The following is a 13,890-nucleotide window of genomic DNA, read 5'->3' as shown; positions in this document are numbered from 1 at the left end:
GGGTTTTCACACATTATGACTAACAACGTTTCCGCAATCAGCACCCCGCGCATGGATGAGCAGCTGAAGAACAGCTCCGCCTTCACGGACATCTCCGGTCGACGCAAGGCTGTCGACGGTTTCGCAGCCGTCCTGATCTACGGGGCCATGTTCATCGCGGCCATCCCCCTGGTCTGGGTCCTCTGGACCGTGATCTCCCGTGGCCTGGGCCCGATCCTCACCGTCGACTGGTGGACCACCTCCCAGCAGGGCATCCTGCTCCAGCTGCCCGGTGGCGGTGCGGCACACGCCATCATCGGCACCATGGTTCAGGCCGTGATCACCTCGGTCGTGTCCATCCCGATCGGTATCTTCACCGCGATCTACCTGGTTGAGTACGCCAACGGCAACCGCCTCGGCCGCATCACCACCTTCATGGTGGACATCCTCACCGGTGTGCCCTCCATCGTCGCCGCGCTGTTCATCTACTCCATGTGGATCGTGCTCTTCGGTTTCGACCGTTCTGGTCTCGCCGTGTCACTGTCCCTGGTCATCCTCATGGTGCCGGTGATCATCCGAAACACCGAGGAGATGCTGCGCGTCGTTCCCCACGACCTGCGCGAGGCATCCTATGCACTGGGCGTGCCGAAGTGGAAGACCATCGCCAAGATCGTGCTGCCGACCGCACTGTCCGGCATCGTCACCGGTGTCATGCTGGCCATCGCCCGCATCATGGGTGAATCCGCCCCGGTTCTGGTGCTCGTCGGTTCCACGCAGGCCACCAACTGGGACCCCACCACCGGCCCGCAGTCCTCGCTTCCACTGATGATGCTGGACATGTACAAAGCCGGTACCGCGCCGGCCACCCTGGACAAGCTGTGGGGCGCAGCCCTCACCCTGGTCCTGATCATTCTCGCCCTCAACATCGGCGCCCGACTGATCTCGGCCAAGTTCTCGGTCAAGCAGTAACCCCACACTTTTCACGCAACACCCCCTTCAGGAGAAACCCAGCGATGTCGAAGCTCAAGCTCAATGATGTCAACATCTACTACGGCGATTTCCACGCCGTCCAGAACGTGAACCTCGAGGTTCCCGCACGTTCGGTCACCGCCTTCATCGGCCCATCCGGTTGTGGCAAGTCCACCGTGCTGCGTTCCATCAACCGGATGCATGAGGTCATCCCAGGTGCCTACGTCGAAGGTGAGATCCTGCTCGACGGCGAGAACATCTACGGCCCGAAGATCGATCCGGTAGCCGTGCGCAACACCATCGGCATGGTCTTCCAGAAGGCCAACCCCTTCCCGACCATGTCCATCGAGGACAATGTGGTCGCGGGCCTGCGGCTCTCCGGTGAGAAGAACAAGAAGAAGCTCAAGGAGGTTGCTGAGCAGTCCCTGCGTGGTGCCAACCTGTGGGAGGAGGTCAAGGACCGTCTGGACAAGCCGGGCGGTGGCCTCTCCGGTGGTCAGCAGCAGCGTCTGTGCATTGCCCGTGCCATCGCGGTCAAGCCGGAGGTGCTCCTCATGGATGAGCCCTGCTCCGCCCTCGACCCGATTTCCACCCTGGCCGTGGAGGACCTCATCCACGAGCTGAAGGAGGAATTCACCATCGTGATCGTGACCCACAACATGCAGCAGGCTGCACGTGTGTCCGATCAGACCGCCTTCTACTCCCTGGAGGCCACCGGCAAGCCGGGGCGCCTCGTAGAGCTCGGACCAACCAAGAAGATCTTCGAGAATCCTGACAACAAGGAAACCGAGGACTACATCTCCGGTCGCTTCGGATAATCCAGAACCACAAAACCGCCGTGCACTATTGCACGGCGGTTTTTCATTGGGGCCGGTAAACTGCGGGTACATCAAGGGAGGAACGTACATGCTGCAGGGCTCAGATCCACGGGTTGTAACCGACCAGAAGCGTCCCCAGGGGGCTGTGCAACGCATCGACGGCACTTGGACGGTCCTGGGGCATTCTGAAGCCCGTGCGGTGGCCAGTAATCCACACGTGTTCTCCTCCGCGGTCTCCCGATTCCTCCAACTGCCCAACGGACTCGACGGCGCGGAGCACTGGGAGTTCCGCACCCTGATCGACCGCTACCTCACCCGGGCTGTGGTGGCAGAGCTGGAGCCGACGTTCCGGATCATCGCCCACGAGGTGGTGGCGGAGACAGAAGGCGTCGACAAGCAGGACGCGGTGGAGCTCGGCATCACCTTCGCCGTGCGGGCGATGACCGCCTGGCTGGGTTGGCCTCGGGAACTCGAACCCCGGCTCGTGGAGTGGGTGCGCAGCAACGCCAAGGCCTCCCGTTCCGGGGATGATGCCCGGCTGGCGGCGGTCGCCGCTGATTTCGACACCATCATCCGCGAGGTGGTGGAACCACGTCTGAGCGATGCCTCCATCACGGATGTCACCGCCAGCCTGGTGCGTGATGAATCACTGGGTCGCGCACTCGAATTCGAGGAGATCGTGTCCATCCTGCGCAACTGGACCGGCGGGGACCTAAGTTCCATGGCGTTGTGCATCGGGGTGGTGGTGCAGGCGCTCGCGCACAACCGGGCCATCCAGGACCGTATCCGCAGTGGCGCATCAGACCGGGAGCTGGAGGCGATCATCGATGAATTCCTACGCATCGACAGCCCCTTCGTCACCAACCGCCGCATCACCACCTGCCCGGTGACACTCGGCGGCCAGCAGATCGGGGCAGGGGAGCAGGTCAACATCAACTGGACCTCCGCCAACCGCGATGAGCGCGTCTTCGGCGACCCCGATGCCTTCAATCCGCACAATCTCGCGGCGAACCTCGTGTGGGGAACCGGGACCCACGAATGCCCGGGCCGGGACCTGTCCATGGCGGAGCTGCGGAGTTTTGTCCGTGCGCTTGTCGACGCCCACCTGGTCACCCCCGACGGTGAGCCGGAGCGTGCCACCTACCCGCTGGGTGGCTACATTTCCGTGCCGGTGAGGCTGACACCGCGTTAGTCCAGGGGGTTCTTCCCACTGCGGAACTGTTTCTCCAGCTCAACCCAGCGGCGCTCTACGTCGGCCTCGATCTCCTCCTGCTTGCGTTTGCGGATGTATTCCTCCGGCTGCAGACCACTGGAGAGGTACACCACGCGGGCTGCCACGTTGACGGTGTGGTCGGCGTAGCGCTCATAAAAGCGCGACAGCAGGGCCATGTCCACCGCCTCGCGGGTGGAGTAGGGCCACTCCCGGATGGTGAGCAGGCCCATGATGTGGTGGTGGAGATCATCCACGGCATCATCATCCGAAGACAGTGCCAGGGCGATGTCCGCATCCGGTGTGATGAGGACCTCGCGGATCTTGTCGGACATGTTGGTGACCAGGCGGCCGAGTTCTCTCACGAAACCTTGCAGGTCCTCGGGGACCACCGGATCCGGGTGGCGGCGGCGGGCTGCGCTTGCCACGTGCATGCCCAGTGCACCCATGCGGCTGAAGTCCTCCACGATATAGATGGAGGAGACCACCTGTCGAAGGTCGCGGGCGACCGGGGTTTCCAGGGCGAGGAGTTCCACGGCCTGCACCTCACAGCGCAGGCGGACCTCCTCCAGCTGCTCGGCATTGGACAGGGCTGCCTCAGCCGAGGCCAGGGAGGTATTGACCAGGGCGTCCGTGGCCTTGGTCATGGTGTCCTTGGTGAGATCGCACAGGATGATGAGATCGTGTGCGAACTGGTCGAGTTGCTGCCGGTATGCCATACGCATGGGCACAACTATAGGCTTTTGGGGCCGAAACCGCAGGACTCCCCGATAAAAAGGTCTAGTCCGGAACTGTTAGCCGCCGGAGTTCTCCATCTCCGCGCCGACCGGAACGGTGTCGTCCTCCGGGTCGTCGAGCCAACCGTCGGGAAGCGCCACCTTGGCCGAGGACCCCTTGCGTCCCCGGGCACCGTCGGCATCCTCGGCCCGCGCGGTGGACGTGCCCCACGGTGCCAGGAGCTCCCCCAGCTCGGCATAGGTGGACACCCGGGCCAGGTTGGCGCGGAACTCGCCCCCGACGGGGAAGCCCCGGAGGTACCAACCCATATGTTTGCGCAGATCACGGATGCCCTTGAGCTCACCGTCGTGCTGCATGAGCAGTTCGGCGTGGCGCAGGATGATCCGGGTCACCTCACCGAGGGTGGGTTCCTCGGGGATGGGCTCCCCGCGCACGGCGGCGGACAGTTCGGCAAACAGCCACGGGCGGCCGAGGCAGCCGCGGCCAACCACGACGCCGTCGCACCCGGTCTGCTCCATCATCCGGGTGGCATCCTCGGCTGCGAAGATATCCCCGTTGCCCAGCACCGGTACCCCGGTGTCGGCCAGGTGTTCCTTGAGGCGGGCGATCTCATTCCAGTCTGCCTGGCCGGAGTACCGCTGCGCCGCGGTGCGGGCATGCAGCGCCACGGACTTCGCGCCGGCATCCACCGCGATGCGGCCGGCGTCGAGGTGGGTGTGGTGTTCGTCGTCAATGCCCACGCGGAACTTCACGGTGACGGGGATGTCGGTGCCCTCGGTGGCACGCACAGCCGCGGAGACGATGTTCTCGAACAGGCGACGCTTGTAGGGGATCGCCGAACCGCCACCACGGCGGGTCACCTTGGGCACCGGGCAGCCGAAGTTCATGTCGATGTGATCGGCCAGATTCTCGTCCACGATCATCTTCGCGGCCTCATAGGTGTACTGCGGGTCCACCGTGTACAGCTGCAGGCTGCGTGGATTCTCATCCGGGGCGAAGGTGGTCATGTGGAGGGTCTTCTCATTTCGCTCCACCAGGGCACGCGCCGTGACCATCTCGCAGACATACAACCCGGAGATCGTCCCGGTGCGCTGCATCTCCTGCTCACGGCACAGGGTGCGGAATGCCACGTTGGTGACCCCGGCCATGGGTGCCAGGATTACAGGGGAGGCGAGGTCAAAGGGTCCGATCTTCAGAGTCACACCCTCTATTGTCCTATCTCACCCGGTGGGGGCAAAATATCGGCAGCGGATCGGGTGAGCACAGCATTAATTTCAGGTGGTCCCCCTCCTGCGCGGGGATCGTCAGGGTGGGGCCCATGTCAAGGAGGGGGTGTGAATTCGTCCCGATCCGCGCAGATCACACCCCAAATTCGGACATTTGATGATGTGATGGTTTATCCTTAGGGGCACAACATCATAAAGTGGGGTACGTCATAAAACCTCCGCGGTAGTGATTTGGCAGCAGGTTCAGCTTCCTTTTGCTAAGCGGAGGGTTTCATATGTGCCGCATACGATTGTCCGCCGGTGTCCCCGGCTACCTGAGGAGGTAACCAATGTCAGATCGCATTGCTTCGGAGAAGCTGCGTTCCAAGGTCATGTCTGCCGATGAGGCAGCCCAGTTCGTCAACGCCGGTGACAAGGTCGGTATGTCCGGCTTCACCGGTGCGGGCTACCCCAAGGCCCTGCCCACCGCCATCGCCAACCGTGCGAAGGAAGCACACGCAGCAGGCTCCGAGTACGCGATTGATCTGTTCACCGGCGCATCCACCGCCCCCGACTGCGATGGTGTCCTGGCCGAGGCCGACGCCGTCAACTTCCGCATGCCCTACGCATCCGACCCGATCATGCGTAACAAGATCAACGAGGGCAAGATGTTCTACTCGGACATCCACCTCTCCCACTCCGGCCAGTACGTGGAGAACGGCTTCTTCGGCAAGCTGAACGTCGCCATCGTCGAGGCCACCCGCATCACCGAGGAGGGCCACATCATCCCGTCCTCCTCCGTCGGCAACAACGTTGAGTACCTCAACGCAGCCGAGAAGATCATCATCGAGGTCAACTCCTGGCAGTCCGCCGATCTTGAGGGCATGCACGACATCTGGTCCATGCCGAAGCTGCCGAACCGCATCGCCATCCCGATCAACAAGGCCGGCGACCGCATCGGTGCCCCCTACATCGAGATCGACACCGACAAGGTCGTCGCCGTGGTGGAGACCAACACCCCGGACCGCAACGCACCGTTCAAGCCCGTCGACGAGGTCTCCCAGAAGATCGCCGGCAACTTCCTCGACTTCCTCGAGGGTGAGGTCCGCGCAGGCCGTCTGTCCTACGACGGTTATGTCATGCAGTCCGGTGTGGGCAACGTCCCCAACGCCGTGATGGCTGGCCTGCTGGATTCCAAGTTCGAGAACATCCAGGCCTACACCGAGGTCATCCAGGACGGCATGGTCGACCTCATCGACGCCGGCAAGATGACCGTTGCCTCCGCCACCTCCTTCTCCCTGTCCCCTGAGTACGCGGAGAAGATGAACAACGAGGCCAAGCGTTACCGCGAGTCCATCATCCTGCGCCCGCAGCAGATCTCCAACCACCCGGAGGTCATCCGCCGTGTCGGGCTGATCGCCACCAACGGTCTGATCGAGGCTGACATCTACGGCAACGTCAACTCCACCAACGTCTCCGGCTCCCGCGTGATGAACGGCATCGGTGGTTCCGGTGACTTCACCCGCAACGCCTACATCTCCTCCTTCATCACCCCGTCCGAGGCCAAGGGTGGTGCGATTTCCGCGATCGTTCCATTCGCCTCCCACATCGACCACACCGAGCATGACGTCATGGTTGTCATCTCCGAGTACGGTTATGCCGACCTGCGCGGCCTGGCACCACGCCAGCGTGTGGAGAAGATGATCGCCCTGGCTCACCCGGATTACCGTCCGCTGCTGGAGGAGTACTACGCCCGCGCCACCTCCGGCGACAACAAGTTCATGCAGACCCCGCATGACCTGGCCACCGCGTTCGACTTCCACCGCAACCTGGCCAAGAACGGTTCCATGAAGAACCAGGACCAGATGGTCTAGTTCCTCAACTGTTGGATGAAGCCGCCCCTCGGGGCGGCTTTTTTCATTCCTCCCGGCTCCGGGAATAGGTGGTCATGGGTGGGGAGCCGACGGGGATTGGGATTTTTCGGGATGATGGGCTGGCAGAAGGAACCAACTGACCACACCACCTTTGGAAGAGGTCCCACCGATGACTCAGACATCCTCCTGCCCCTTTGCCCCCGGCGAACAGGCCCCCAACCTGCTGCGCCACGGCTACCTTTTTCTCTCCCGTCTGCGCCGCAAGGCCGGTATCTCACCCGATGCCAACACCCCGCTGCGGTCGCGCATGCTGTTCAAACCCGTCACCATCGTGCGCGGTTCAGCCGGAGTGGAGCTGTTCTATGACAATGACCGGATGAAACGTGACGGAGCCATGCCCGCGGTGATCCGCATCCCCCTGTTCGGTGAGGGTGCGGTGCATTCGCTGGACGGCGAGGAGCACCGTCTGCGCAAACGTCAGCTCGCCGATGTCGCCTATGACGATGACAAGGTCGCCGAGTTCGATGCACTCGTCCGCCGTGAGGTGGACCGTGTGGTGCAGGACTGGGCCCGCGAACCCGGGACGGTCTATGACGGTGCGGCGCTGGCCTTCGGGCGTGCGGCCTACCGTTGGGCGGGCATTGAGCTTAGCCAGAAGGAAGCCAGCCGGCGCGCCCATCAGATGGCCGAGCTGGTCTATCAGTTCGGCCATCCCCTCAAAGGGCACGCCCTGGGCTGGATCAACCGGGCGCGGTTGAACAGGTGGGCCTTGAAGCTCATCAGGCAGGCGCGCGCCGGGGAGCGGCACGTGGCGCCGGGTAGCGCCCTGGAGGCCATGTCCCGGTTGGTCGGTCCGGACGGGGAGCTTGTCGACGCCTCCATCGCCGGCATCGAATTACAGAACCTCACCCGTCCCACCGTGGCAGTATCACTGTTCGCCTCCTTCGCCGGCAGCGCCCTGGTCGAGCACCCCGAGTGGGTGGAGAAGATCCGCGAGGGAGGACAGCCCGTGGCCTTCGCCTTCGCCCAGGAGGTCCGCCGCGTCTATCCGTTTGTGCCCATGCTGCCGGCCATCGCCACCACCGACACCGAAATCCAGGGCTGCCCCGTGCATGAGGGTGAACGCGTGATCATCGACATCTACGGCACCAACACCGACCCCAATGAGTGGGAGAACCCGAGTGCGTTTCAACCGGAGCGTTTCCTGTCCCGGGAGGACCTGGGCACCCAGGAGGACTATGAGAGGCTCACCAGCTTCGTGCCCCAGGGCGGAGCCGGGGTGTACACCGGTCACCGCTGCCCGGGCGAGAAGATCGCCATGGCCGCGCTCACAGCCATGGTGGAGGCTTTATGCCGGCCCGGTGTGGTGCTCTCCACGGATCCGGCTGATACCCGTTTCCCCTGGACACAGATGCTCACCCGCTCCGAAACCGGCATGCGGGTGCGCGTGGAACGCTGATGTGGTGGGATTTTCGGGGGGTCATTTTCCATCTGTAAAACTCATGAACTAATATGTGCAGAGTTGGGCCTTTAGCTCAGTTGGTAGAGCTACGGACTTTTAATCCGCAGGTCCCGGGTTCGAGCCCCGGAGGGCCCACCAATTAACCCCCATCCACATCAGTGGATGGGGGTTATCTGTGTTTCTGTCTGTTCTGGCACTAGGGGCAGGATGGTCGCGGGGGTGAAAAACGGTCAGATCGGGGGTAATTCTTCCGCGGGCCAGGAGAGGAGTCAGGTGTGATTCTCTCCACATAAATTTGGCCGTATTGCGTTAGGCCACTGTTTTGTTTTGCTGACCTTCTCAGTATTGATGGATGCAGGATGGGCGTGAAAACAATTGGTCATGCTCCGAAAAAGGGCGAATTTGCCGGAGTTGAGAGGTTATAACCTTTCATGCTGTTGCATATAACGTTTTAGGTTTTCCCTCATGTGCAACGGGGGGATCTGGCCGGAAATCCCGGGCAGCAGCGGATAATCAGTGCCAATCAGTCCAATAAGAATCTACTAATGTATCGCGACATCGAAACATAGGATTTTCCTGTCTATTTAGGCGGTGAAATAGCTTTGTCGCTTATGCATAATCCATTAATAAATTTTGAATAGTTTGCCAAATTACCAGCTAGACCATTTTTATGTCGTAATACCAAATGTGGCCCTACCACATGGAGTGAAACCTGAGAAAAATCGGAAAAGGGCAGATTTTCTGAAATTTATATAAGAAGTTCGTATTTAGTTTCTGTTTGTTTTACCCAAATTTGAAGTGTTATCGTTCCGAAATAGAAGGGTTAAGCAATTTTGATAATTCGGAGGAACTAGGAATGACACGGCAATCACCTGGATTGAGAAGGCTCATTAGAGCATTCTCCGTCATGGTTTCTGCCATGCTCATGCTTATTATGACCGCCTTCGCGACAGGTGCAGTCCCATCGGTGGTATCCGATCAGGCTGCTGTTGCTACGGTCGACAACCTCCAGGATCTTCCCGCTGATTCTGGCACGGCTCTAAACCTGGACAATTCTCCCCTGGATGAGGAGGGGGTGGTCCCGGTTGAGGAAATGCCCATGGATGAAAACGATGCCGGGGAGCTTGCCGATCATATGATCGGATCTCCGGAAGTCGACGCTGGACTCGAGATGCCTGGCATGAATTCCCTGATGACGACGCTTGATGCCGGCATGGGGATCCTGTCTGAACCCACCTTCACCGAGCCGCACCTGAAATGGGAGGTAAAGCAGAACGGCGTCCACGTCGGAGGCGCCACTGTTGATGTGCGTGGTCCTCGGTCTTCATTTCTCATATTTGTGTACTGGGAGTTCACCACTTCGGTGAAGGACTGTGTGTCCGACAGCAACGGATGTGAGGACACCCTCGATAAGGACCCCCGCCCCGGTTACTTCGCCATCACTCATCTCTCTACCAGTTCCAACTCTGCTGTTAACCGCGGCAGTGTGTACGCCATCCAGCCGAACCCCACCGGCTTGCCGGCGGGCAAGGATTGGGCGAGCCCGATTACCTGGACGCAGATACCAGCAAATGGAAACTCCGTATCGAATAGCACCTGGCCCCAAAACGCCCCTGGCTACCAGTTTCCCGACCTCGCCGTTCGCGATCTGCCCAGCGTAACCTGGCGGGTGACACACGGAGGAGTTCAGACCGGTGGGGCAGTCGTAACTCTGGAAGGACCCCTCAACAGGCAGAACGTCGCCGCTAATTCAGTGCAGGTTCAGGACTGCGTCGCAGCGCCCTGCGCCCCAACATCAATGGATCAGGATCCTGCTCCGGGTGCATTCAAGGTGTCCACCATGAGGTGGGGCAGCGTTGACGGTTTTAAAACGCAACCTGTGTCCTCGTCCGAGAGGTACCGCATCAAGCCGTCTGACTCACCGGTCGGGTACGCATGGGAGGCTCCCAATTCCACGCTGGAGATTCCAGGCTCGTGGACATCCCAGGAAGTTTATGACTTCGGTGCTTTCACTCTCAAGCAGGCGAATGTGCTTTCCTGGACGGTCTCTGATGCGGCAAATGCGCCGGTCGGCGGAGCAACCGTCCGCGTAAACGGTCACAACACTCAGTATTTTGTGACGGACTGCACGGTCGCCCCCTGCCATCCGGAATCCATGGATCAGGACCCTGCACCGGGCTCCTTCCAGGTGGACACCCTGCGGGGTCTCGACTCGGAAGGCTTGATCCAGACAACGCAGGAGGTCACCACCACCGCCACCTATTCCTTGCTGCCGGTGGGCTCCATTTCGGGATATTCCTGGAGGACATCGACGACCCAGAGTATCCGACAGAACCAGCCGGGCCCGAACCTGAAGGTGGACACCCGGATAACCAGGTCGGGCGTATGCGAGTCATCAAACACATACTTTTCCCTGGCACGCCCGTTGGATACTCAGACTCGGATCCTGCAGAATTCCTACTCTGAAGATGAGAGGGCTCTGAACGCTTCGGCCACAAATGTGAGCTCGACCTACACTATGCTCGGCCAACAAGCGTCCAATGCTCTTGGTGTCACCCCTACAGGTATCTTCTACTTCACAGGTCAGCTTCGTACGATCCCCACCAGTGATGCGGATATCGCAAAGGCGAGAAATACGTCGATCTACCGTTACGATCCCTCATCGGGGCATCCGTACCCTGTGTTCAACATGGATCTTCTTTCACCCACCACGGGCACAGTTGTGGGTGGCGATGCGACCATCTATCAGGGGCGTGAAGAGTTCTATTTCGCCTACCTGTCTGATAAGCCCGCTAACTCACCCCTCCAGGGGGAGGGAGTTCGTTTCCACCTCTACCGCTATTCGCACGGCAACGGAGAACGCACCGGTGAGGTCACCCATGTCGACGTGCCGCGCCCGTCAAATCTGACCCAGTTCAACGGTGACTTCGCCTTCGACGCCCAGAACAACATCCAGTTCATCGTCTCTCAGTCGGGAGTTCAGGCGTCTGGTTCGGTGCAGGTCAAGGATTTTCAGGCGATGCCGAGTGCACACACCCTGCCTGAAGTCCCCACGATCACAGGAAACTCAAACGCCACCAGATTGAACTACGGTTCCATCAACGGCGTAGCTTACACGGCAAGCGGTCGCGGCATTATCCAGATCGGATCAGAACACCGAATCGTGGAGATGCCGAGCCTGAACTCCAGAACGAGCAGGCCTGTCTCCATGACTGGAAGCGCGGTGGATCTCGCCAGCTGTGCTACACCCGCGACCATCACCGTTCAGAAAGAACTCGTCGGTGACCGATATGATGCTGATGATCAATTCACATTAACGGCCAGCAGTAAGGAAGGTGCAGCTGCTGCGCAGGAGTTCTCCAGTGCCACCACCAGTGGCAATCAGAGCGGCATTCAGCGTGAACAGATCGGTCCTTTCGCGGCCTCCCTCGCCGGCACCTTCACTGCAACCGAATCCTTCGTCAATGCCGATTCTTCCCACTACCAGACGTCGTGGAAGTGTTATGCCCTGGATGGTTCGGGGAATCTCGGTGTCGCGTTCGCTTCCGGCGAGGGCACGAGCCTGAGTCTGGGGTTGACCGGGGCGTACGCCGAGATCAAACCCGGCGCGGATATTCTCTGCAGGTTCACCAACGTGACCCTCCGGGACAGGTTGCAGGTCGGAAAGATCGCCGATCCTCCGTCGCGTACCCAGTTGAATCCCGGTGCACGGGTTAGCTACACGCTGGACTTCGACAACTCGACGGGTACCAGTGGGGCTGCGGTCGACCACGTGGACCATCTCAGCGACGCCCTCGATGACGCGGACTTCGTGAATGCGGCAGGGGAGATCGTCGACAAGCCCGCTTTCACGGTCGAGGGTGGGCTGGAGGTCACCTGGAACGCGACCGACAAGCAGATCTCGATCAGCGGAAGCGTAGCTCCGCGCGCCACTGCCAGGGTGTCCTACACCCTTCAGACGAAACCCAACGAGGAAGACGCGGCGACGCGTAGCGACGACCTGACCTCTACGAACGGATACCTCCTTCGTAATTACCTGACAATCGCAGGTGCCACAGAGCTGCCAGAACAGTGTGTACCCGGTGGGGACTCCTCGATGGTGTGCACCGAGCACCCGATCAGCGCCTGGTCTGTGTTCAAGGATTCCCGGCCGGCGAGTGGTGCGCGGCTCCACAAGGGAGGCAACGCCCACTACCGCGTGGTAGCCCAGAAGGAAACCCCCGGCACGGTGATCAATGATCTTGTCTTCACCGACGACCTCACCAATGTCTTCAGGACAGCTGGTTTCGACCCGGAGGCTGTGGTCCCTGGAGGCGCACTGCCTCGTGGCATCTACTTCTTCGATGAGTTCGGCCATTCACTAGAGCTGGTGGAAAACGGCACGGTCGTTGCTGACATTCTTGGCGACGGCAGTACCACTCTCCCCGCGGTCACTGCCGAGCAGGTCGGTGTACCGGAAAAAACTGGCGATAAGTGGATTCTGGAGACCTTGCCGGTTGCCGTACCCAGGAACGCTGTCCGAGCCGAACTGTGGTTCGCTGTCCGCGCAGGCGAACCGATGACTCTTCCCGGGTCATGGCCCACGAACGCTTCCGGTATCACCATGACCCCGAAGATGGGCGACAAGTTCACCAATTATGTGACTGCATCGGCATCCATTCAGCCAACCACCTGTCAGGCGGGCACGGCTCCTTCCGAGCTCCCAATGTCATGCCAGGTCACCCACCAGTTGCAGGACAACTACTTCACCATCCGCAAGGATGCCATGGGGCCCGGTGTTGACCAGGTGAACCTCGTCCCGGATTCGGACCCTGCCATGGTCAATGACGCAGCCTACGGTGCTGACAAGACAGGCATGTGGAACATGATCGGTCATGAGTTCGAGATCCGCGATAACGTCGATGGCTCCCCGAGCGACTACCAGTCGTCCAAGTTGTGCCGCACGGAGTACAACCCGTCCATTGGTTGGATGGGCGAATTCACCGTGCCCGGTCCCGATGCCGTGTTCGACATCGGTGAGGACTCAGCAACCCTGGCTGCGATCGTGGAGTGGAACAACCAGAACCCGGAGCAGGAGTTGCCGCTGTGTGGTCTGCTCTACGAGCAGGGCAACATCGATGACCTCCGCGATCCGTCGAATCCCGGTGGCCAGACAGGCCGCTGGCGTTCCGAGAATCTACCGGCCGGTGATTACTGGCTCGTGGAGACCAAGGCCCCCACCCATCAGATCAGTGAAGACGGTAGGAAGAAGCGTCCCGTTCCGGGGATCCAGCTTCTGCCCGAGCCGATCCCATTCCGGGTCTGGCAGGATGCGGCCGGCGACGTCGCCGGAACTCCCCCGTCCAACTATGGCCTCGGACAGCTCGATGTCAGCCGTACCGGAACCTTTTCCAACTCGGATTGGCAGGGCCGCTGCCAGCCCGGGGCAGACGCGGGCCAACGCCCGACTGCCTGTGTCAACCCAACGGGATACCTGTTGCTGGTGAAGGATGTCACCACGATCACCCTGCCGTTCTCCGGTGGTCAGCTGTTGACGTCTTTCACGGCAGTAGGAGCCATGCTGATGGCACTAGCCGGCCTCGGAATCTTCTGGTGGAGGCGCCGTGAGTAGTTGACTGTGCTTCTAAGACACAAC

The 13,890-nt window shown here is 60.7% G+C and carries 8 protein-coding genes and 1 tRNA gene; 7 read left to right on the top strand and 2 right to left on the bottom strand.

Annotated elements, in window-relative coordinates; translation table 11 throughout:
• Positions 1 to 15: 15 nt before the first annotated feature.
• From pstA to CE_RS12210, 3 genes are all read left to right on the top strand, one after another.
• Positions 16 to 948, top strand: a complete 933-nt coding sequence (pstA, locus tag CE_RS12220; RefSeq protein WP_011075941.1) for a phosphate ABC transporter permease PstA — start codon at positions 16 to 18, stop codon at positions 946 to 948.
• A gap of 44 nt (positions 949 to 992) precedes the next feature.
• Positions 993 to 1,766, top strand: a complete 774-nt coding sequence (gene pstB / locus CE_RS12215; protein WP_006769179.1) for a phosphate ABC transporter ATP-binding protein PstB — start codon at positions 993 to 995, stop codon at positions 1,764 to 1,766.
• An 88-nt stretch (positions 1,767 to 1,854) separates the two neighbouring features.
• Positions 1,855 to 2,958, top strand: coding sequence for a cytochrome P450 (locus CE_RS12210; RefSeq protein WP_006769180.1), 1,104 nt, complete (start codon positions 1,855 to 1,857; stop codon positions 2,956 to 2,958).
• On the opposite strand, the gene CE_RS12205 is transcribed toward CE_RS12210, so the two are convergent.
• Positions 2,955 to 3,701 (bottom strand): phosphate signaling complex PhoU family protein, encoded by a 747-nt coding sequence (locus CE_RS12205; protein ID WP_006769181.1) that lies wholly within the window; start codon positions 3,699 to 3,701, stop codon positions 2,955 to 2,957. The genes CE_RS12210 and CE_RS12205 overlap by 4 nt on opposite strands.
• Positions 3,702 to 3,770: 69 nt before the next feature.
• Positions 3,771 to 4,916, bottom strand: coding sequence for a tRNA dihydrouridine synthase DusB (gene dusB, locus CE_RS12200; RefSeq protein WP_006769182.1), 1,146 nt, complete (start codon positions 4,914 to 4,916; stop codon positions 3,771 to 3,773).
• 353 nt (positions 4,917 to 5,269) lie between these two features.
• Between dusB and CE_RS12195 the strand changes: the two genes are divergently transcribed.
• From CE_RS12195 to CE_RS12180, 4 genes are all read left to right on the top strand, one after another.
• Positions 5,270 to 6,793 carry an acetyl-CoA hydrolase/transferase family protein gene (locus tag CE_RS12195; RefSeq protein WP_006769184.1) on the top strand — a complete coding sequence of 508 codons (1,524 nt, stop codon included), beginning with the start codon at positions 5,270 to 5,272 and terminating at the stop codon, positions 6,791 to 6,793.
• Positions 6,794 to 6,962: 169 nt separating this feature from the next.
• Positions 6,963 to 8,252, top strand: coding sequence for a cytochrome P450 (locus CE_RS12190; RefSeq protein WP_006769186.1), 1,290 nt, complete (start codon positions 6,963 to 6,965; stop codon positions 8,250 to 8,252).
• Between the two features lie 65 nt (positions 8,253 to 8,317).
• Positions 8,318 to 8,393 (top strand) — tRNA-Lys (locus tag CE_RS12185).
• A 769-nt stretch (positions 8,394 to 9,162) separates the two neighbouring features.
• The gene (locus tag CE_RS12180) at positions 9,163 to 13,866 is read left to right on the top strand and encodes a prealbumin-like fold domain-containing protein (protein WP_006769187.1); all 4,704 of its coding nucleotides are present in this window, start codon (positions 9,163 to 9,165) and stop codon (positions 13,864 to 13,866) included.
• Positions 13,867 to 13,890 lie beyond the last annotated feature (24 nt).

Source organism: Corynebacterium efficiens YS-314 (genome assembly GCF_000011305.1).
Lineage (GTDB): Bacteria > Actinomycetota > Actinomycetes > Mycobacteriales > Mycobacteriaceae > Corynebacterium > Corynebacterium efficiens.
The sequence above is the reverse complement of the archived record's forward strand: the minus strand, read 5'-3'. Positions and strand labels throughout refer to the sequence as shown.

Coding starts and splice junctions, on each gene's coding strand:
- pstA (WP_011075941.1), top strand. CDS start 16: ATGACTAACAACGTTTCCGCAATCAGCACCCCGCGCATGGATGAGCAG.
- pstB (WP_006769179.1), top strand. CDS start 993: ATGTCGAAGCTCAAGCTCAATGATGTCAACATCTACTACGGCGATTTC.
- CE_RS12210 (WP_006769180.1), top strand. CDS start 1,855: ATGCTGCAGGGCTCAGATCCACGGGTTGTAACCGACCAGAAGCGTCCC.
- CE_RS12205 (WP_006769181.1), bottom strand. CDS start 3,701: ATGCGTATGGCATACCGGCAGCAACTCGACCAGTTCGCACACGATCTC.
- CE_RS12195 (WP_006769184.1), top strand. CDS start 5,270: ATGTCAGATCGCATTGCTTCGGAGAAGCTGCGTTCCAAGGTCATGTCT.
- CE_RS12190 (WP_006769186.1), top strand. CDS start 6,963: ATGACTCAGACATCCTCCTGCCCCTTTGCCCCCGGCGAACAGGCCCCC.
- CE_RS12180 (WP_006769187.1), top strand. CDS start 9,163: ATGGTTTCTGCCATGCTCATGCTTATTATGACCGCCTTCGCGACAGGT.